General features: G+C 72.7%; 17 protein-coding genes. 9 read left to right on the top strand and 8 right to left on the bottom strand.

The genetic code is table 11. The annotated features are described in order from the left end of the window. Positions 1 to 5 precede the first annotated feature (5 nt). Positions 6 to 881 carry a formyltetrahydrofolate deformylase gene (gene purU, locus CIB93_RS16985; RefSeq protein WP_096627687.1) on the bottom strand — a complete coding sequence of 292 codons (876 nt, stop codon included), beginning with the start codon at positions 879 to 881 and terminating at the stop codon, positions 6 to 8. Positions 882 to 909: 28 nt separating this feature from the next. Beyond that, on the bottom strand, positions 910 to 1,356 hold the full coding sequence (locus CIB93_RS16990) for a hypothetical protein (RefSeq protein WP_096627688.1): 447 nt from the start codon (positions 1,354 to 1,356) through the stop codon (positions 910 to 912). Positions 1,357 to 1,530: 174 nt separating this feature from the next. On the opposite strand from CIB93_RS16990, the gene CIB93_RS16995 reads away from it, so the two are divergent. Then, positions 1,531 to 2,802, top strand: a complete 1,272-nt coding sequence (locus tag CIB93_RS16995; RefSeq protein WP_096627689.1) for an ABC transporter substrate-binding protein — start codon at positions 1,531 to 1,533, stop codon at positions 2,800 to 2,802. Between the two features lie 117 nt (positions 2,803 to 2,919). Here CIB93_RS16995 and CIB93_RS17000 read toward each other — a convergent pair whose 3' ends face one another. Together CIB93_RS17000 and CIB93_RS17005 are read right to left on the bottom strand one after the other, a co-directional pair. After that, positions 2,920 to 4,551 (bottom strand): hypothetical protein, encoded by a 1,632-nt coding sequence (locus CIB93_RS17000; protein ID WP_096627690.1) that lies wholly within the window; start codon positions 4,549 to 4,551, stop codon positions 2,920 to 2,922. Between the two features lie 173 nt (positions 4,552 to 4,724). Next, complete coding sequence (locus tag CIB93_RS17005; RefSeq protein ID WP_096627691.1) at positions 4,725 to 6,107, bottom strand: transcriptional regulator; 1,383 nt, start codon at positions 6,105 to 6,107, stop codon at positions 4,725 to 4,727. Positions 6,108 to 6,353: 246 nt separating this feature from the next. Between CIB93_RS17005 and CIB93_RS17010 the strand changes: the two genes are divergently transcribed. The 3 genes from CIB93_RS17010 to CIB93_RS17020 are packed head-to-tail and all read left to right on the top strand — an operon-like array spanning position 6,354 to position 9,604. Next, complete coding sequence (locus CIB93_RS17010; RefSeq protein WP_096627692.1) at positions 6,354 to 7,040, top strand: bifunctional DNA primase/polymerase; 687 nt, start codon at positions 6,354 to 6,356, stop codon at positions 7,038 to 7,040. A 60-nt stretch (positions 7,041 to 7,100) separates the two neighbouring features. Further along, positions 7,101 to 7,964: an ABC transporter ATP-binding protein gene (locus CIB93_RS17015; protein ID WP_096627693.1), complete on the top strand. Its 864-nt coding sequence runs from the start codon at positions 7,101 to 7,103 to the stop codon at positions 7,962 to 7,964. Then, the gene (locus tag CIB93_RS17020; RefSeq protein WP_096627694.1) at positions 7,961 to 9,604 is read left to right on the top strand and encodes a transporter; all 1,644 of its coding nucleotides are present in this window, start codon (positions 7,961 to 7,963) and stop codon (positions 9,602 to 9,604) included. The genes CIB93_RS17015 and CIB93_RS17020 overlap by 4 nt, the downstream gene beginning before the upstream one ends. Positions 9,605 to 9,641: 37 nt before the next feature. Here the strand turns inward: CIB93_RS17020 and CIB93_RS17025 are convergent, their stop codons facing one another. Together CIB93_RS17025 and CIB93_RS17030 are read right to left on the bottom strand one after the other, a co-directional pair. Further along, complete coding sequence (locus CIB93_RS17025) at positions 9,642 to 10,535, bottom strand: alpha/beta fold hydrolase (protein ID WP_096627695.1); 894 nt, start codon at positions 10,533 to 10,535, stop codon at positions 9,642 to 9,644. Positions 10,536 to 11,102: 567 nt separating this feature from the next. Next, positions 11,103 to 11,795 carry a metal-dependent transcriptional regulator gene (locus CIB93_RS17030; RefSeq protein WP_096627696.1) on the bottom strand — a complete coding sequence of 231 codons (693 nt, stop codon included), beginning with the start codon at positions 11,793 to 11,795 and terminating at the stop codon, positions 11,103 to 11,105. Positions 11,796 to 12,028: 233 nt separating this feature from the next. Between CIB93_RS17030 and CIB93_RS17035 the strand changes: the two genes are divergently transcribed. Further along, positions 12,029 to 12,784 carry an SIS domain-containing protein gene (locus CIB93_RS17035; protein ID WP_096627697.1) on the top strand — a complete coding sequence of 252 codons (756 nt, stop codon included), beginning with the start codon at positions 12,029 to 12,031 and terminating at the stop codon, positions 12,782 to 12,784. A gap of 136 nt (positions 12,785 to 12,920) precedes the next feature. Here CIB93_RS17035 and CIB93_RS17040 read toward each other — a convergent pair whose 3' ends face one another. Next, positions 12,921 to 14,114, bottom strand: a complete 1,194-nt coding sequence (locus tag CIB93_RS17040; RefSeq protein ID WP_096627698.1) for a HAMP domain-containing sensor histidine kinase — start codon at positions 14,112 to 14,114, stop codon at positions 12,921 to 12,923. Beyond that, positions 14,111 to 14,794 (bottom strand): response regulator transcription factor, encoded by a 684-nt coding sequence (locus CIB93_RS17045; protein ID WP_096627700.1) that lies wholly within the window; start codon positions 14,792 to 14,794, stop codon positions 14,111 to 14,113. The genes CIB93_RS17040 and CIB93_RS17045 overlap by 4 nt, the downstream gene beginning before the upstream one ends. A 132-nt stretch (positions 14,795 to 14,926) precedes the next feature. On the opposite strand from CIB93_RS17045, the gene CIB93_RS17050 reads away from it, so the two are divergent. The 4 genes from CIB93_RS17050 to CIB93_RS17065 are packed head-to-tail and all read left to right on the top strand — an operon-like array spanning position 14,927 to position 18,577. Continuing rightward, positions 14,927 to 15,448: a hypothetical protein gene (locus CIB93_RS17050; protein WP_096627701.1), complete on the top strand. Its 522-nt coding sequence runs from the start codon at positions 14,927 to 14,929 to the stop codon at positions 15,446 to 15,448. Continuing rightward, positions 15,445 to 16,506: an efflux RND transporter periplasmic adaptor subunit gene (locus CIB93_RS17055; protein WP_179500142.1), complete on the top strand. Its 1,062-nt coding sequence runs from the start codon at positions 15,445 to 15,447 to the stop codon at positions 16,504 to 16,506. Before CIB93_RS17050 ends, CIB93_RS17055 begins: the two co-directional genes overlap by 4 nt. Next, positions 16,503 to 17,372 (top strand): ABC transporter ATP-binding protein, encoded by an 870-nt coding sequence (locus CIB93_RS17060; protein WP_257002228.1) that lies wholly within the window; start codon positions 16,503 to 16,505, stop codon positions 17,370 to 17,372. Before CIB93_RS17055 ends, CIB93_RS17060 begins: the two co-directional genes overlap by 4 nt. Continuing rightward, positions 17,369 to 18,577 carry an ABC transporter permease gene (locus CIB93_RS17065; protein WP_096627704.1) on the top strand — a complete coding sequence of 403 codons (1,209 nt, stop codon included), beginning with the start codon at positions 17,369 to 17,371 and terminating at the stop codon, positions 18,575 to 18,577. Before CIB93_RS17060 ends, CIB93_RS17065 begins: the two co-directional genes overlap by 4 nt. Positions 18,578 to 18,668: the final 91 nt, after the last annotated feature.

The raw sequence follows: 18,668 nt of genomic DNA on the forward strand, positions 1-18,668 counted from the left end.
GAGGGCTACGCGAAGATCACCGTACGGCGGCCGTTGAGCAGGATGCGCCGCTCCGCGTGCCACTTCACCGCGCGCGCCAGCGCCTGGCACTCCACGTCGCGCCCGATCGCGACCAGCTGGTCCGGGGTGACGTCGTGACCCACCCGCTCGACCTCCTGCTCGATGATCGGGCCCTCGTCGAGGTCGGCGGTGACGTAGTGCGCGGTGGCGCCGATCAGCTTCACCCCGCGCGCGTGTGCCTGGTGGTAGGGCTTGGCGCCCTTGAAGCTCGGCAGGAACGAGTGGTGGATGTTGATGATCCGGCCGCTCAGCTGCTTGCACAGGTCGTCGGAGAGGACCTGCATGTAGCGGGCCAGGACGACGAGCTCGACGTTCTCCTCGCGGACCAGCTCCAGCAGCTGCGCCTCGGCCTCGGGCTTGTTCTCCTTCGTCACCGGGAGGTGCCGGAAGGGGATGCCGTACGAGGCGACCAGCTCGGCGAAGTCCGTGTGGTTGGAGACGACGGCCGCGATCTCGACCGGCAGCGCGCCCGTACGGGAACGGAACAGCAGGTCGTTGAGGCAGTGGCCGAACTTGCTGACCATCAGCACGACCCGCATCTTCTCCTCGGGCCGGTGGATCTGCCACTCCATCCGGAAGGCCTCCCCGATCGCGGCGAAGCTGGCCCGCAGCTTGTCCACCGTCACGGTGGCGTCCGAGGAGAAGTGGACGCGCATGAAGAACAGACCCGTGTCGTGGTCCCCGAACTGCTGACTGTCCTCGATGTTGCAGCCGGTCATGAAGAGGTAGCTCGACACGGCGTGCACGATGCCCTGTTTGTCGGGGCAGGAGAGCGTGAGGACGTACTGCTGGGGCGGGGCGGTGGGCTGCGGTGCGGTCATCCTCGTAGGGTGCCACAGCCGCCGGGTGCTAGGCGGTCCTGGTCATGATGCGGATGACGTCCAGGGAGCGCGGGGGCGTGTCCGGGTCCTCGGAGTCGTTGACGGCGAGCAGCACGTGCGCCTCGCGCGCCGCCCGGACCGCCTCCGGCCAGCCCTGATGGTCCAGATAGGCGGAGACGGGGGCGTCCGCGCCGACCTGGTGCATGATCCGCAGGACGCGCAGGGCGGCCGTGTCCACGGCGGCCGCCTCGGCGGCGTCCCTGAATATGGTGCCGACGTACTTCTCGGCGGACCAGTTGTCGAGCCAGGTGTCCTCGACCAGTCGGTAAACGGCGTCGGTGACGTCCCCGTATCCCTCCCGGCCGGCGAGCCAGCACTCGTGGTGGAAGTCGGGGTCGGAGAGCATGTGCAGCGCCGAGCGCACGTTGGTGCGCCAGCGCCACCACGGCATGTCAGTGAGCGGCATGCCGCCCATGGTGGAGGAGCGACGGCCGCGACGGGAAGAGTTCTCCGAACCTTGCTGCACGGTCGTCGATCGTACGTTCCTCGGCCGCACCCCCGCACGGCCCCCCGTAATTCACCGGGACATCACCGAGCGTTGAGAATCACACACCGCGCCGTTACCCCGGGCGCGGAAGGATTCGGTGCCATGACCGGACGGCGACGCGCCCTGTTCCCCCGCCCCTTCCAGCACGGCATCACCGCGGCGGCCGCAGGTGCGTTGCTGCTGACCGGCTGCGGTGTGCTCCCTGGAACCTCGGGGGGATCCAGGGAGCCCGTGACCGTGATGACGTGGGCGCCCGACCGCTCGGACGACGTCAGCGCGGTGCAGAAGGCCGGAGTGCCCGTGATGGCCCGGGCGTACGCCCGCTGGGTCAACGACACCGGCGGTATCGGGGGGCGCGAGCTGCGGGTGATCGTCTGCGACGAGGGCGACACCGCGCTCGGCGCCGAGCGGTGCGCGCGGGAGGCCGTCAAGAAGGAGGTGGCCGCCGTCGTCGGCTCGTACAGCCGGCACGGGCAGAGCTTCATGCCCGCGCTGGAGGCGGGCGGCGTCCCGTACATCGGCGGCTACGGCGCCTCCACCGAGGAGTTCAGCAGCTACCTCTCCTACCCGGTCAACGGCGGCCAGTCCGCGCTGCTGGCCGGTCACGGCCAGCAGCTGGCGCGTTCCTGCGCGCGGGTCTCGCTGGTCCGGCCCGACACGATCGGCGGCGACGGCATGCCGCAGCTCCTCGACAACGGGCTGTTGGCCGCCGACCGGCCGAAGTCCACCGACATCCTGGCCCCCGAGGACGCCACCTCCTACGACAAGCAGGCCGCGAAGGCTCTGGAGCGGTCCGGCGGCAGCTGTGTGACGGCGGTGCTCGGTTCCCGCACGGAGACGTTCTTCGACTCCTTCCGCCGACTGGAGGCGGAAGGCGAGCGGGTCACGGTCTCCTCCGTCCTCGGCAGCGTCAGCCAGCCGCTCATCACCCGCACGGGCGGCCGGAACAGCCCGTTCGAGGGGGCCCACGTCACCGGCTGGTACCCGGAATCGGGCGACGCCCGGTGGAAGGAGATGCGCTCGGTGGTCAAGCGTTACGCCTTCGGGGACAACCGCATCGACCCGGACGACACCGCCGTCCAGACGACGTGGATCGCGTACACGGCGCTGCGGGCGGCCGTCGCGGCGATCGACGACGACAAGGTCACCTCGGGCCGGATCGCCGCCGCCCTCAACCGGGGCACCGAGGTCGACACCGGCGGCCTGACCCCGACGCTCCGCTGGCGCTTCCGGGACCTGGTGGGCGCGTCCGCCTACCCGCGCATCGTCAACACGAAGGTGACGTTCCAGGTGGTCCGCGAGGGCCGTCTCACCGCCGAGAGGGAGGGCTTCGTGGACGTCGCGGAGGCCCTGACGGACGCCCCGCACATCTGACGGCCGGGGCCCGGTCGGCGCCGGACCCCGGTCTTCCGCTCAGCGGGCTCGGAGGCCCAGGAGGGCTCGGAGGGCTCGGAGGGCTCGGAGGGCTCGGAGGGCTCGGAGGCCGGTCGCTCAGAGCTCGGTGTACGCGTGCTTGGTGAGGCCGTACTTCGCGGCGATCACGTTCCAGAGCCGCGACGCCTCGCGCTTGGCCTGGGTGGCCACCCCGCTCTGCTCGTTGCCGCTGGCCGTCTCCTTCGTCGTCCGGGCCTGGCCGCCCTTGCAGACGTTCTTGTTCTTCTTGGCCTGCCGGGCCCAGGTGGCGTAGTGCTCGTCGGCCGCGGCGGATGCCTTCCACGCCCGGGTGAGCGAGGACGTCAGTTCGGCGTGGCGCGGCAGCTCGTCCAGGGTCAGGCCGTCGAGTCGGGTCAGCAGGTCGCGGCGCTGCTGGGCGGCGCCCCTGAGATCGGTGTTCGCCCGGTCCAGGTCCTTGCAGGACTTGATCTTCTCGACCGCGCTGATCACCGCGGCGCGGCTGTTGTTGCTGTCGGCCAGGAGCTTGTCCAGCGCCTCGGCCTGCGGCTTCGCGGGGTCGGGCGCCGCCTTGGGGGTGGGCTCCTCGGCCGGGGGTGAACTCTGCGCCGCCACCGTCTGCTTGTCGTCCTTGGGGGAGTCGCCGCCGCCGCTCATCAGGGCGCCCGCGCCGAGCCCGAGGACCGCGCAGCCGACGACGACGGCGGCGATCAGCGGGACGTGCGCGGAGCGCCGGCGCGGCGGCTCGCCGTCCTGGTGCGGGGGCGGCCCGTCGTGCTCCGCACGGCCCTGGAGCCCCTGGAGGCCGGACTGGTAGCCCGGGGAAGCCTGGTGGGACTGGGGAGCGTGGGGCGGCAACTGCTCGCCCCGGTGCGGCTGCTGGGGCTGGTGGCCCTGCTGCGGAGGCTGCTGGTACGGGGGCGGGGCCTGCTGCCCCTGGTGCGGGGGCGGGGCCTGCTGCCCCGTGTCGAACTGCGGCATCTGCCGTGTGCCGCCCGCCGGCCCCTCCGCGCGGAACAGGTTGTCGAACTCCGCGGGCGGCTGCCGGTCCCCCGGCGCGCCCGGCCTGCCCCCGTACGGGGCGCCGCCGGGCACCGGAGGTATGTACTGCGTGGCATCCGCGTCGCCGCCGTGCTGGGGCATCCCGACGGGCCCGGAGCCTCCCGGGACGGGCGCGATGTACTGCGTGGCGTCCGCGTCGCCGCCGGGAACACCGGGAGCCCCGGGGCCTCCCCGCGTGCCCGGCACGGCCTCCGGCGGCAGCGGCTGCGCGTACGGCAGGGGCTGGGACTGCTGCTGCGACCGGGGCTGCTGGTACGAGCCGTGCTGCTGGGCCTGCTGCTGGTACGAGCCCTGCTGCTGGGGTTGCTGATACGCCCCGGGCTGCTGGGGTTGCTGATACGCGTCCGGCTGCTGGTACGCCCCGGCGCCCGGCGTCTGCGCGGGCGGAAGGGGTTGTGCCTGCGCCTGGGGCTGCGGGTAGCCATAGTGTCCCGACGCCTGCGGGTCCGGCTGCGGCGGCGCGTCGGACTGCGGCCCCCACGGCTGCCCCCACGGCTGTCCGCCCGCGGGGGCCGCCTGCTCGCCGTGTCCGCCGTGCGTGCCCTGCCCTCCGGCCGCGGGTCCCCCCTGGGTCCAGGGGGCACCGCCGTCGGCGGGCAGGACGACACCCTCGTGCGCGGGTCGTGCGGCGGGGAGCTGTTGCTCGCCGCCCTGTCCGCTCTGCGTCACCGGGACTCCTACGTGTGAACCTACGGAATCGTCGGCTCACGCTATCGGGTGGTCACCCGCCTCCGCCAAGCGCGTAGGGCCCCTCACGACCCCTTCACAGCGGGGGTAACATCCGGCCGCCCCACGACGCTGTTATCGGACGGACCCGCGCGACCGGGCCCGCAACCGCGGGCTCACGCCGCCTGGAGCTCCAGCCGCTCACCGAACTCCCGTACCACGGGCTCCTCGGCGTAGGGCGCGAGCCGCTGCTGGAGGTCGTCGAGGTATTCGGCGCCCCGGGTGGAACGCACCGTCCCCAGGAGCTCCATCGCCCGCGTCCCCGTGTGGCAGGCCCGCTCCACCTCGCGCTGCTGGACCTGGGCCGAGGCGAGGAGCACCAGCCCGATGCCCCGGCGCCGCGCCCGGGTCTCCGGCAGCGCGGCCAGCGCCTCCCTGGCCCGCCGGGCGGCCTCCTGCGCCTGCCCCAGGTCCCGGTGGCAGTGGGCCAGTTCGTCCGCGAGGTAGCCCGCGTCGAAGTGCGCGATCCAGACCGGGTCGTCGCCCGTGTCCGGGTCGGCCTGCTCCAGCGCGGCGGCCGCCCGCCCCGCCACCGCGTGGCAGGTCCTGGCGTCCCCGAGCAGCGCGTGCCCCCGGGCCTCGGCCGCGTAGAACATCGCCTGGGCGCGGGGGGTGACCTGCCCCCGGGCTCCTTCCTGTGCGGCGCGGGCCAGTTGGGCGATCTCGCGCGGGTTGCCGAGCTGGGCGGCGAGATGGCTCATGGAGGCGGCCAGCACATAGCCGCCGTAGGCCCGGTCGCCCGCCGCCTGTGCGAGCCGCAGGGCCTGGATGTAGTACCGCTGGGCGAGGCCGGGCTGACCGGTGTCGACCGCCATGTACCCGCCGAGTTCGGTGAGCCGGGCCACCGCGCCGAACAGCTCACGCCCCACCTGTTCGCGGTACGCCCCCGAAAGCAGCCCGGAGACCACGCTGTTGAGGTAGTGCACGAGCACCGGGCGGACATGGCCGCTGCCGAAGCGGTGGTCGAGGTCGGTCAGGGCGGTGGTCATCGCCCGCACCGCCTCCACGTCGGACATCCCGACCCGGGCCCCGGCCGGCCGCTCGACCTGCGGGTCGGTGCCGGAGATCAGCCAGTCCCGGCTGGGCTCGACCAGTGCGGAGGCGGCGATGGCCGAACCGGTGAGCAGATCGCGGCGGCCCACGTCGCTGCGCCACAGCTCGCAGACCTGCTCGACGGCCCCGGCCACGGTCGGCGCGTACTGGAGGCCGACGCCGGAGGCCAGGTTCTTGCCGTTGGCCATGCCGATCTCGTCGATGGTGACCGTACGGCCGAGCTTGCGGCCGAGCGCCTCGGCGATGATCCCCGGGGCCCGGCCGCGGGGTTGCTGTCCGCGCAGCCAGCGCGCCACGGAGGTCTTGTCGTAGCGCAGGTCGAGCCCTCGCTCGGCCCCGACCATGTTCACGCGGCGCGCGAGGCCCGCGTTGGAACAGGCGGCTTCCTGGATGAGCGTCTGGAGCCGTTCGTTGGGCTGGCGGGCTACGAGAGGCCTTGCAGCCATATGTCCCCCTGAAGCATCGGTTATGTGCAGCGATCGGTGGAAGGGATCACTGCCCGGCACATACACAAGAAATGCGCATATTCCATCGGCATTCGGTACGGTCGGCGGTCCTGAAGGTGGTTACCCGCCCTTCGGTACGACGCCTCACGCGCGCCCCCGTCCATGCTCCGATGCGCCCCGCGTGCAGGATCGATGCACCGTGACCCGGTCATGGGGAGGCCGTAACCCCCGGTGACGCCGGGAGTTGTGCTGGTCGTGGAAGAGCCCATCGGAGTCACGGAAGCCGCACAAGTACCTCAGCAGCGGGGGGATCACCTGCTCGACGCCGCGGTGCGGTATGCGGAAGAGCGTCACTGGGACGTGTTCCCCGGCACCTGGCTGGAGGCGGTGGAGGGCAGGGAGCGCTGCTCCTGCGGCGAGCCGGCCTGTGCCCTGCCCGGGGCCCACGCGGACCGGCCCGACTGGGCGGGCCAGGCGACCGGCAGCGGGGCCGCCGCCCGGCGTATGTGGTCCCGGCAGCCGCGCGCCTCGGTGCTGCTGCCGACCGGGCGCACCTTCGACGCGCTGGAGGTCCCGGAGGCCGCGGGCTTCCTGGCGCTGGCGCGGATGGAGCGGATGGACCTGACCCTCGGCCCGGTCACCTGCACGCCCGACCGCCGGATGATGTTCTTCGTGCTGCCCGGGGCCGCGGCCAAGGCCCCCGAGCTGGTGCGCGCGCTCGGCTGGAACGCCGAGGCGATCGATCTGACCGGCCGGGGCGAGGGCCACTACATCGCCGCTCCGCCGACCCGGGTCGGCGGGCGCGGGGCCGTGCAGTGGGCCCGCAAGCCCACCCACGTCAACCGCTGGCTGCCCGATGTGGACGAGCTGATCAGCCCGCTGGCGTACGCCTGCGCACGTGAGGCGGCCGACGCCCGCACCCGGACCGCGTAGGGCTTCGAAAGCCTTTCGTAGGGTGGTCCCCACCACGTGGGGATATCGAAAGGCTGTGCCATGCCGGACCAGGCGGATGCACGTACGGAAACAGACACGCGCATCGACAGAGGCGCGGGTACAGAAGCAGACGCGACAGCGGGCGGTGCGCCGACGGCGCCCCCCGCTGTCCGCGTACAGGGGCTGTGGAAGCGGTTCGGGGAGCAGGTCGCCGTCTCGGGGATCGATCTGGAGCTGCCCGCGGGCAAGTTCATCGGGCTGGTGGGGCCCAACGGGGCCGGTAAGACGACCACGCTCTCGATGATCACCGGGCTCCTCCGGCCCGACATGGGGACGATCGAGGTCGCGGGCCACAACGTGTGGACGGACCCGGTCGAGGTGAAGTCCCGGATCGGCGTGCTGCCGGAGGGGCTGCGGCTCTTCGAACGGCTGTCGGGACGCGAACTTCTCGCGTACAACGGGCGGTTGCGCGGGCTCCCCGGTGACGAGGTCGACAAACGGGCCACCCAGCTGCTCGACGTGCTGGACCTGGCGGGTGCGCAGCACAAGCTGGTCGTCGACTACTCGACCGGTATGCGGAAGAAGATCGGCCTCGCGGCCGCACTCCTCCACAACCCCGAAGTGCTGTTCCTGGACGAGCCTTTCGAGGGCGTCGACCCGGTCTCCGCACAGACGATCCGCGGGGTGCTGGAGCGCTACACCCGGTCCGGGGCGACCGTGGTCTTCTCCAGCCATGTCATGGAGCTGGTCGAGTCGCTGTGCGACTGGGTGGCGGTGATGGCGGCGGGCCGGATCAAGGCGCGCGGCACACTGGCCGAGGTACGCGGCGACGCCCCCTCGTTGCAGACGGCCTTCCTCGAACTGGTCGGCGCGAGCGGCCGGGACACCGGTGACGCCCTCGACTGGCTGGGCGGCTCCCGATGAGCGTGCTGGACACTCCGGTCACCGCCGCCGCCCCGGCCGCGCCGACGTCGGGCCTGACCCCGGTCTTCGTACGGCTGAAGCTGTCGCTCCTGCGGAACGGGCTGCGGCAGTCCGCCGGGCGCAGGGCCGCGTTCATCGTCTCCCTCGTCCTCACCCTGCTGGTCGCCGCGGGGCAGGTCCTGGGCCTGGTCCTGCTGCGCGGCGACGAGCACGCGGGCACGGTCGTGGTGCTGCTGACCGGCGTCGTGGCGCTCGGCTGGGCGGTGCTGCCGCTGTTCTTCCCCAGTGGTGACGACACCCTCGACCCGACCCGGCTGGCGATGCTGCCGCTGCGGCCGCAGCCGCTGGTGCGGGCCCTGCTGGTGTCGTCGATGATCGGCGTCGGCCCGCTGTTCACGCTGTGCCTGGTGACCGGCTCGGTCCTCGCGCTGGCTCAGGGGGCGGTCGGGGTGGTGTTCGCGGTCCTTGCCGTCCCGCTGACGATGCTGCTCTGCGTGGCGCTGTCGCGGGCGGTGGCCACCGCCAACGTACGGCTGCTGAACTCCCGCAAGGGCCGCGACCTCGCGGTGCTCAGCGGGCTGGTGATCGCGGTGGGCATCCAGTTCGTCAACTTCGGCGCGCAGCGGCTCGGGCAGTCCGGCGGGCTCTCCGCGCTCGAACCGGCGGCGGGCGTGGTCCGCTGGCTGCCCGGCGCCTCCGCGATAGGGGCGGTGGACTCGGCGTCGGACGGTTCGCCGGGCATCGCGGTCCTCCAGCTGCTGATCACGGCGGCAGCCCTGGCCGCGCTGCTGTGGACGTGGCAGCGGAGCCTGGTGAAGCTGATGACCGCGCCGGACGGCTCGACGCTGGCGGCCGCCGAACCGTCCCGCAAGGAGTCGTCCGCCGGCCGCGGCGGACTGGCGGGGCTGCTGCCGGAGGGCCGCACGGGGACCGTCGTACAGCGGAGCCTGCGGTATGTGGCGCGGGACCCGAAGACGAAGGCGGGCTGGGTGACGGCGCTGGCGATCGGCGCGATCGTGCCGCTGCTCAACGCGTTCCAGGGCACCGGCTCGGTGTACTTCGCGTGCTTCGCCGCGGGCATGCTCGGTATGCAGATGTACAACCAGTTCGGGCAGGACACCTCGGCGTTCTGGATGGTGGCGCTGACGATCTCCTCGCCCCGGGACGCGTACGTCGAGCTGCGGGCCCGCGCGCTGGCTCTGTTGCTGATCACGCTCCCGTACACGCTGGTGGTCTGCGCGGTGACGGCGGCGGTGATCGGCGACTGGGAGACCCTGCCCGGGGCGCTGGGCCTGTCCTTCGCGCTGCTGGGCGCGATGGTGTCGACGGGGGCGGTGGCCTCGGCGCTGTTCGCGTACTCGATCCCGCAGGAGGGCGCGTTCAAGAACGTGGCTCCGGGACAGGGCGGACTGGCCTGGATATCGATCCTCGGTGGCATGGTGGCCACCTCGCTGCTGGCCTCGCCGGTGATCGCGATGACGATCTGGCTGCACCTCGCGGACCACCATGGCGCGCTGTGGCTCATGGTGCCGGGAGGCGTCGCGTACGGGGCGTTCATCGGGTGGGCCGGGCTGAAGCTCGCCGCGACGCGCACGGCGAACCGGCTGCCGGAGATCCTGACGGCGGTCAGCAAGGGGTGACCCCCTGCCGACGGCTCCAGGGGTTACCTGACAGGCCCTACGGGGCGACCGGCTCCCGGTCGCCCCGGCTGTCCTCGTGGAGCTGTTCCAGGAACGGCTCCACCGCCGCCCGCCAGCCCTCCGGCTGGTCGTAGTGGATGAGGTGGCCCGCGTCCGCCACCTCCGCGTACTGACCGCGGGGCAGGACGCGGACCATCTCCTGGGCCTCGGCGCGGCCCAGCTCCCCGTCGAGGCCGCGCAGCACCAGCGCCGGGCACCGCACCTGGGCCAGCTCCTCCCAGTGGGCGTCGAAGACCCAGGTGGCGCGGGAGCGGAGCATCTGGCGGCGGGAGAAGACGGGACGCCAGCCGTCCTCGCACTCGGCCATCACCTCGGCGTAGAACTCGCCGCGAGCGGGGCTCGGCCGCTCCACCCAGGGGTCGTCCTCACCGAACCACTTCCGTACGTCGGCGAGGGTGGCGAAGGGCAGCGGCCAGGAGTCGAACCAGTCGCTCCACTCGCGCTGGGAGGCGGCGCCGAGGGCGGAGGCCCGCATGTCGCAGATGACGACGGCGCGGACGAGGTCGGGGCGCTTGGCGGCGAGCTGCCAGCCGGTGAGCGCTCCCATGGCGTGGCCGACGACGGTGACGGGACCGAGCCCGAGCTGTTCGATCGCGGCCTCGGCGTCGCAGACGTAGGCCTCGCGGGTGTACGGACCCTCGGCCGGCTTCTCGCTGCGGCCGTGGCCCCGCTGGTCGAGGCCGACCGCGCGATACCGCTCGGCCAGCCAGCGGGCGGTGGGGGCCCAGTGGGAGGCCCGGCCCATGAGCCCGTGAAGCAATAAGACGCCGGGGGCGCGGTCGCTCTCCGCACGCCCCTTGGGCGGGTCGGCGAACTCCCATGCCGCGAGGCGTACGCCGTCGGTTCCGGTCACATCGATGCGCCGCACCATAGTCCTGGCACCCCCTTCTGGTCCTCGATCACCGTGTGGTTCCGCCCCGCCAGGCTATCGAACTCGTATTCGAAAACGGAGGCGTGCCACCCAACACCCCACGTTCGAGTGACACCCGTCCAGGATTGGCGCCGACCGCCGTGGGGAGATCTTCACCAGGAGGCGGACCGCTCGGGGACAACGGGCCGCGGGGACTGGCCTTGAGAGCTCGGGGCTCCGGGTCAGCACAGGGGAGGACAGGCCCCGGCGTCTTCGGACGCCGGGGCCGACCCCTGTCCGGGGGCGCCCCCGGAAGGGGCCCTGAGACCGCTCCCGAAACCGGTCCCGAGACCGCGTTCGAGACCGCTCCCGGGGTCGGCTCCGCCCGGCGACGACAACGATGGCAACAAAGGGAACAAGGGCCCCACAGGGCTCGGTGGGCACCGTCCGGTGCGCGTGCCGGTATGACGGGCGCATTCCCTGCTCCCTCCCCTGCCTGGGCTCAGCCTGGCACGCGATGCGCCCCCGGCGCTGCGATTCCGGAGGGAAACCAGCGCCCGGCCGCCTCGGCCCCGGGCAGCGAACGCGTCAGCGCTTGGCGACGAAGACGTGCGATGCGATCTCGGCGTCCAGCTCGGCCGCCTCCCCGCTGGAGCCGACCAGCACTCCGCCGGGCGACTCGGTCACGCTGACCACGGACCCGGGCTGCACCCCGGCCCGGCGCAGCGTGTACATCAGCTGGGCGTCGGTCTGGATCGGCTCGCCGATCCGCCGCACCACCACGGTCTTGCCCTCGGTGCCCGGGTCGAGCTCGGCCAGGCTCACCATGGAGGCGTCCAGGAACGGGTCGGCCTCGGCCTTCTCGCCCAGCTCCTCCAGGCCCGGGATGGGATTCCCGTACGGCGACTCGGTCGGGTGACGCAGCAGCTCCAGCACGCGCCGCTCCACCGCCTCGCTCATCACGTGCTCCCAGCGACAGGCCTCGGCGTGGACCTGCTCCCACTCCAGGCCGATCACGTCGACGAGAAGACACTCGGCGAGCCGGTGCTTGCGCATCACACGGGTGGCGAGGCGGCGGCCCTCCTCGGTCAGCTCCAGGTGGCGGTCCCCCGCGACCTGGACCAGACCGTCGCGCTCCATACGGGCCACCGTCTGGCTGACGGTCGGACCGCTCTGGTCCAGCCGTTCGGCGATACGGGCGCGCATGGGCACGACGCCTTCCTCTTCCAGTTCGAGGATGGTGCGGAGATACATCTCCGTGGTGTCGATCAGTCCGGACATACGTGCCCCTCGATGCTGTGACTAGAAAACGTCGTGCGATGGCCCTGTACCAATTCTGACGTATAGCGGCGACAACCGTGCCGCCCCGGCGCGAGACCCGTGGAAGAGCGTGCGGACGAGGCCGCCGGGCGCTATTGACAGGCCACTGGTCCAGACCGCAACGTGATCGGCGGCGCGGGCATTCCCACCCCGTCGATCCACCCCGTCGTCCCCCGCCGAAAGGGCTCTCCCCGATGAGCGACAGCAAGCTGGCCGGTCAGTTCTTCGACGCGGCGATCGGCCTGCTCCAGCGGGTGCGCGACGAGGAGGCGGCCTCGATCGACGCCGCGGGCACGGCCATCGCCGACACCGTGGAGGCCGGCGGCCGGCTGTTCGCGTTCGGCGCGGGGCACTCCTCGCTCGCCGCCCAGGACGTCGTCTACCGGGCGGGCGGCCTGGCCCTGATGAACCTGCTCACCGTCCCCGGCGTCGTCGGCGTGGACGTCATGCCCGCCACCCTGGGCTCGGCCCTGGAGCGGGTGGACGGGCTCGCCTCGGCCGTCCTGGACACCAGCCCCGCCACCGCCGGGGACGTCCTCGTGATCATCTCGCTGTCCGGGCGCAACGCGCTGCCCGTGGAGATGGCGCAGAACGCCCGCGCCCTCGGGCTGAAGGTCATCGGCGTCACCTCGGTCGCGTACGCCGAGAGCACCCGCTCCCGGCACGCCTCGGGCGGCTTCCTGCGGGACCACTGCGACATCGTCCTGGACAGCAAGATCGCGATCGGCGACGCGGAGCTGACGGCCCCCGGCATCGAGGCCCCCTTCGCCCCGGCCTCGACGGTGGTGACCAGCGCGATCATGCAGGCGATGCTGGCGTCCGCCGCCGAGCGGCTGGTGTCCCGGGGCATCGAGCCGCCGCTCCTGCGCTCGGGGAACGTCGACGGCGGCCACGAGTGGAACGGCCGGGTGATGACGGAGTACCGGGACCGGATCTTCTACCGGCACTGAGGTCCGGTACACGGCCCGCTGAGGCCCGGTACACCGCCCCCCGCTCAGGTCCGGTACACGGCCCGCTGAGGCCCCGTACACCTCCCACTCAGGTCCGGTACACGGCCCGCTGAGGCCCGCGGTACACCGCCCCCACTCAGGTCCCGTACACCGCCCACCGGTGCGCCCTCGGGAACGTGACCCGGGCCGTGAGCCCCCCGCCCCGGTTCGCCGTGGCGCTCACCGCGCCGCCGTGCGCGCGGGCGACCGATGCCACGATGGAGAGCCCGAGGCCCGCGCCCTCGCCGGGGGCATGGCGGCGGGCCTGCGCACGACGGAACGGCTCGAACAGCAGCGGCACGGTCGCCGGGTCGACGGCCGGGCCGGTGTTGGCGACCTCCAGGCCGCCCGGCCCGACCCGGACCCGTACGCTCCCGCCGGGGTGGTTGTGGCGCAGCGCGTTGGCGACCAGGTTGTGCACGAGGTGGTCCAGCAGCACCGGATCGCCCTCGACACTCACCGGCCGGGCCTCCACCTCGACGGTGACGGACCGTTCCTTCGCCTCGGCCGCCAGCGCCTCGGTGACCGTCGTCGTGGCCGTGCCCAGGTCGACCCGTTCGCGCCGCCGCAGGCCCTCGTCGGAGACCGCGAGGAGCAGCAGGCCCTCGATGAGCTGCTCGCTGTCGTCGGCGGTGTCGATGAGCTTGTCGCGAATCCAGGCGACCTTCTCGGGCGGCGGATCGTCGGCCAGGCCGATCTCGGCGGCGGCCCGCTGCACGGCGAGCGGGGTGCGCAGCTCGTGGGCGGCGTTGGCGGCGAACCGCTGCCGGGCGGCGACCAGCTCCTCGATCCGGTCGAGCATCCCGTCGAAGGTGTCGGCCAGCTCCTTCAGCTCACCGCGCGGGGCCTTCAGCGCGATGCGCTCGTGCAGGTTGGTGCCGGACAGCCGGCGGGCGCGGGCGGTGATGACGCCGACCGGCCGCAGCACCCGGCCCGCCATCCACCAGGCGAGCGCGACGGAGAGCGCCGAGTAGCCGGCGAGGGAAACCGCGGAGACGGTGAGGAGCTGGTTGAGCGCGGCGTCCCCGGCGGCGGTGCTGAGCTTCTGCGCGACGGCGATCTGGCCGGGTTCGAGCCTGGTGGTCCGCGCCCAGTCCCCCGAGGGCAGCGCGGGAGTGGCGGCGGAGGCCGCGTCCAGCTGGGACGCGGGTACGGCGGGGGCGACGGCGGTGACGATGCTGGCGTACAGGCCCTCGCTGACCAGCAGGTAGACGAGCCCCATCAGCAGGACCCCGGCCAGCATCAGGAGCCCGCCGTACAGGGCGGTGAGCCGGGTGCGCTCGCTGTTCACCGGGCGCCACCCGCCCGCGGCCCGTCGCCGATGCGGTAACCGGCGCCCGGGACCGTCTCGATCACCGGGGGCGCCCCGAGCTTGGCGCGGAGCTTGGAGAGGGTGACGCGGACGGCGTTGGTGCGGTAGCTGGTGTCCTCCTCCCACACCTCCTCGATCAGGTCGTCGCCGCTGACGACCGCGCCCTCGGCCCGCAGCAGGGTTTCCAGCACGGCGAACTCCTTGCGGGAGAGGGACAGGTAACGGCCGTCGCGGCAGACCTGGCGGCGGGCGGTGTCCAGGGTCAGCCCGGCCCGTTCCAGGACGGGCGGGAGCGCGGGGCGGGCGCGGCGGCCGAGCGCGAGGACCCGGGCGAGGAGTTCGTCGTACGCGAACGGCTTGGTCAGGTAGTCGTCGGCGCCGATCCCGAGCCCTGCCACCCGGTCACGTACGGTCCCCGATGCGGTGAGCATCAGAATCCGGGTGAGCAGTCGCATCGCGACGACCTTCCGGCACACCTCGTCGCCGTGCAGCCCGGGCAGATCGCGGTCGAGGATCATCACGTCGTACGCGCCGAACCGCAGCCGGTCCAGTGCCGCCCGGCCGTCGGGGGCGATGTCCACGGCGACGGCGTCACGGCGCAGCCCCTCGGCGATCATCTCCGCCAGGAATTCCTCGTCCTCCACCACCAGCACACGCATGGGCCCTGTGTACCCGAAAGCGATGTTTCGCCGGTGTAAGCATCGGCGCTGAGAGAAACGAAACCGCGTCCTCGCGCACGCTCGGGCTGTTCGTATCCGGCCTGTCAGCAACGGACGAGGAGCCCCGCAGCGATGACGATCACCACGCCCCATTCCCGCCCCGTTCCCCGCACCCTTCTCCACCGGACCGCCGCCGCTCTGGCCGCCGCGGCCGTCGCCCTGACGGCGGCCGGCTGCTCGGACGGCGGCGGCACCAAGGACGGTGGACCGGTTTCCTCCTCGAAGAAGACGAAGGAGGACCAGGCGCTGGAGCACCGCAAGTGCCTGCGTGACCAGGGCCTGGACATTCCCGAGCCGAAGCCGGGCCAGGACGGCATCGGCATCACCATCGACGGCGGTTCCCTGAGCAAGAAGGAGATGGAGAAGGCGTTCAAGGCCTGCCAGGACAAGGCGGTCGGCGGCGGTCCCAAGGAGCTGACCCAGGCGGAGAAGGACAAGATGGTCGCCTTCGCCCGGTGCATGCGCAAGAACGGCTTCGACATGCCCGACCCGAAGTTCGACGGCGGGGCGATGCAGGCGGCGCCCGCGATGAAGCCGAAGGACATGAAGAAGTTCGAGAAGGCCAACAAGGCGTGCGAAAGCGTCGGCCGATGAGGCGGGGACGGGCCGCGGCGGCAGCGGTGGTGGTGCTCGCCGTGGCGGCGGGTTCGCTCGCGCTCACCCGGCTCGGCTCCGGCGAGGAGGGCGACGGAGGGGCGAGGAACACCGGGCTGCCCCCGGCCACGGCACCGGTCGAGCGCGGCGATCTGCGCGACAGCGCGCAGGCGGACGGCACGCTCGGCTACGACAGGGAGCGCAAGGTCAACGCGGGCGCGGCGGGAACCATGACCTGGACGCCGCGCACCGGCTCGACCGTGCGGCGGAACGAGCGGCTGTACGAGGTCGACGGCCGTCCGGTCCGCCTGATGTACGGCTCCGGGCCCATGTACCGGACGCTGAAGCCGGGCGACAAGGGCCGGGACGTGGAGCAGTTGGAGCGCAATCTCGCGGAGCTCGGCTACACGGGCTTCACCCCGGACGACGAGTACACCGAGCTGACGGCGGCGGCCGTCAAGCGCTGGCAGAAGTCCCACGACGCGAAGCGGACCGGGAAGGTGGGGCCGCAGGACGTCGCGTTCGCGGCGGGGAAGGTCCGGATCAAGAGCGTCGAGGCAGGGGCCGGCGAGCAGGCCCAGCCGGGCGCCCCGGTCCTCGTCACGACCGGCTCCGAGCGCGTCGTGACCTTCCGGCTGGACGTGGCCGAGAGCCAGTTGGCCAAGGCGGGCACGAAGGTCACGGTGGATCTGCCGGACGGCACCACCGCGCCCGGGAAGGTCTCCGCGGTCGGCCGGACGGCGGAGCCGGGCGACGACCCGCAGGACGACAGCCCCAAGGTCACGCTGACCGTCTCGTTCGACAAGCCGGACGACGTCGGCGGGTTCGACCAGTCCCCGGTCACGGTCAGCCTGACCGGCGAGACCCGCAAGGACGTCCTGACGGTCCCGGTGAACGCGCTGCTCGCCCTGCCCGGCGGCGGCTTCGGCCTCCAGGTCGTCCGGGGCGGCACGGTCCGCGAGGTGAAGGTCGAGCTCGGCATGTTCGCCGAGGGCCGGGTGGAGGTCTCGGGCGGCGGGCTGCGTGAGGGTACGAAGGTCGGGGTGCCGAAGATATGAGCAGGCACGCGGATACGGGCAGGCACGCGGGTACGGGCACGGCTCCCGGCACGAGCGCGGCCCCCAGTACAAGCGCGGCTCCCGGCACAAGCGCGTACGCAGGTACGGGCACGGACGCGCACGCCGGTACGGGCACGGGCACGGCCCCCCGCACCCGCACGGTCGTCGCCCTCGCCGACGTCACCAAGGAGTACCCGGGCCCGGTCGCCGCGCTGCGCGGGGTCGACCTCACCGTCGAGGAGGGCGAACTCCTCGGCATCGTCGGCCCCTCCGGCTCCGGCAAGTCCACACTGCTGCACATCATCGGCACCCTGGACCGCCCCACCGCCGGGTCCGTCCACATCGCCGGCCACGACGTGGCGGCCCTCTCCGACCGCCGCCTCTCCGCGCTGCGGGCCCAGCACGTGGGCTTCGTCTTCCAGGCGTTCCACCTGGTCCCCGGCGTCAGCGCCCGCGACAACGTGGCCGAGGGCCTCCTCTACTCCGGCCTCACCCGCTCCGTACGCCGTCGCAAGGCCGCCGAGGCGCTGGAGCGGGTGGGCCTCGCGGACCGCGTGGACCACAAGCCGCACCAGCTCTCGGGCGGCCAGAAGCAGCGGGTGGCCATCGCCCGGGCGGTGGTCGGCGAACCCGCGCTGCTGCTGGCCGACGAACCGACCGGGGCGCTGGACTCGACGTCCGGGGAAGCGGTGATGCAGCTGCTGCGCGACCTCAACCGGGAGGGGGCCACTATCGCGGTCATCACGCACGACACGGAGATCGCGCGGGAGCTGCCGCGCGAGGTGCGCATCCGGGACGGCCAGGTGGTGGCGGACGTACGGAATCCTTCCTCCGTACCGTCCATGGTGACGGGGGCGGGCCGGTGAGCCGCACAGGCCGGGGCCGGCTGAAGGCAGCCCGGCTGGGCCCCCGGGACGTACTGCACGTGGGCTCGGCGGGCCTGCGCAGCCGCCCGATGCGGGTGGTGCTCTCGGCCCTGGGCATCGCCATCGGTATCGCCACGATGATCTCGGTGGTCGGCATCTCCGCCTCCAGCCAGGCCCAACTGCTCCGCGAACTGGACAAGTTGGGCACGAACCTCCTCGTGGCCTCGCCGGGCGAATCGATGTTCGCCGGTGAGGACGTCAAACTGCCCGAGGAATCGGTCGGAATGGTGGGCCGGATCAAGGGCGTGCAGGAGGTCGGCGCGACAGCCGACCTGGACACGACCGTGCGCCGCAACGAGAAGATCGACGAGGGCGACACGGGCGGGATCTCCGTCAAGGCGACGACAGCCGATCTGCTCCGCGTCCTGCGGGGCGAGGTCAGCAGCGGCAGCTGGCTCAACGCGGCGACCGGCCGCTACCCCTCCGTCGTACTCGGCCATGTCTCCGCCGAACGCCTCGGCGTCACGAAGCCGGGCCAGCAGGTGTGGCTGGGCGACCGGTACTTCACGGTCGTCGGCATCCTGGCCCCTCTCCCGCTCGCCCCGGAGATCGAGCGCTCCGCCCTGATCGGCTGGGAGGGCGCGAAACGCCTGCTGTCCTTCGACGGCCACCCGACGTCGGTGTACGAGCGCTCGACGGACGCGGCGGTCAACGACGTGCGCAAGGCGATGGCGGCGACGGTCGACCCGCGGAACCCGCAGAACGTGAAGGTGACCGACCCGTCGTCGGCGCTCCGCGCGAAGGCGGCGACCGAGGGGGCGTTCAGCAGCCTGCTGCTGGGCCTGGGCGGCATCGCGCTGCTGGTCGGGGGCGTCGGAGTGGCCAACACCATGATCATTTCGGTCCTGGAGCGCCGGTACGAGATCGGCCTGCGCCGCTCCCTGGGCGCGACCCGGGGCCAGATCCGCATCCAGTTCGTCACGGAGTCGCTGATGCTGTCCGGCCTGGGCGGCCTGGCGGGCGTGGCCCTGGGCGCGGCGGCGACGGGGGTCTACGCGTCGTCCGGCGGACTGCCCTGGGTGGTCCCGCTCTGGGCGGTCGGCGGGGGCTTCGGCGCGACGCTGGTGATCGGCACGGTGGCGGGCCTCTACCCGGCGGTCCGGGCGTCCCGCCTGTCCCCGACACTGGCGCTGCACGCGGCATAAGGGGTTCCCTCCACCGCGGCCCGCCAGGGGGGTTGCCTCTCTCCCGGTCCGCCAGGGGGTTACCTCTCTCCCGGTCCGCCAGGGGGTTACC

It is taken from the genome of Streptomyces sp. WZ.A104 (assembly GCF_002382885.1).
GTDB lineage: Bacteria > Actinomycetota > Actinomycetes > Streptomycetales > Streptomycetaceae > Streptomyces.

What these genes read in the sequence shown, in the direction of transcription:
- purU (WP_096627687.1), bottom strand. Translation starts at nt 881, where the DNA reads ATGACCGCACCGCAGCCCACCGCCCCGCCCCAGCAGTACGTCCTCACG.
- CIB93_RS16990 (WP_096627688.1), bottom strand. Translation starts at nt 1,356, where the DNA reads ATGGGCGGCATGCCGCTCACTGACATGCCGTGGTGGCGCTGGCGCACC.
- CIB93_RS16995 (WP_096627689.1), top strand. Translation starts at nt 1,531, where the DNA reads ATGACCGGACGGCGACGCGCCCTGTTCCCCCGCCCCTTCCAGCACGGC.
- CIB93_RS17005 (WP_096627691.1), bottom strand. Translation starts at nt 6,107, where the DNA reads ATGGCTGCAAGGCCTCTCGTAGCCCGCCAGCCCAACGAACGGCTCCAG.
- CIB93_RS17015 (WP_096627693.1), top strand. Translation starts at nt 7,101, where the DNA reads ATGCCGGACCAGGCGGATGCACGTACGGAAACAGACACGCGCATCGAC.
- CIB93_RS17020 (WP_096627694.1), top strand. Translation starts at nt 7,961, where the DNA reads ATGAGCGTGCTGGACACTCCGGTCACCGCCGCCGCCCCGGCCGCGCCG.
- CIB93_RS17025 (WP_096627695.1), bottom strand. Translation starts at nt 10,535, where the DNA reads ATGGTGCGGCGCATCGATGTGACCGGAACCGACGGCGTACGCCTCGCG.
- CIB93_RS17030 (WP_096627696.1), bottom strand. Translation starts at nt 11,795, where the DNA reads ATGTCCGGACTGATCGACACCACGGAGATGTATCTCCGCACCATCCTC.
- CIB93_RS17035 (WP_096627697.1), top strand. Translation starts at nt 12,029, where the DNA reads ATGAGCGACAGCAAGCTGGCCGGTCAGTTCTTCGACGCGGCGATCGGC.
- CIB93_RS17045 (WP_096627700.1), bottom strand. Translation starts at nt 14,794, where the DNA reads ATGCGTGTGCTGGTGGTGGAGGACGAGGAATTCCTGGCGGAGATGATC.
- CIB93_RS17050 (WP_096627701.1), top strand. Translation starts at nt 14,927, where the DNA reads ATGACGATCACCACGCCCCATTCCCGCCCCGTTCCCCGCACCCTTCTC.
- CIB93_RS17055 (WP_179500142.1), top strand. Translation starts at nt 15,445, where the DNA reads ATGAGGCGGGGACGGGCCGCGGCGGCAGCGGTGGTGGTGCTCGCCGTG.
- CIB93_RS17060 (WP_257002228.1), top strand. Translation starts at nt 16,503, where the DNA reads ATGAGCAGGCACGCGGATACGGGCAGGCACGCGGGTACGGGCACGGCT.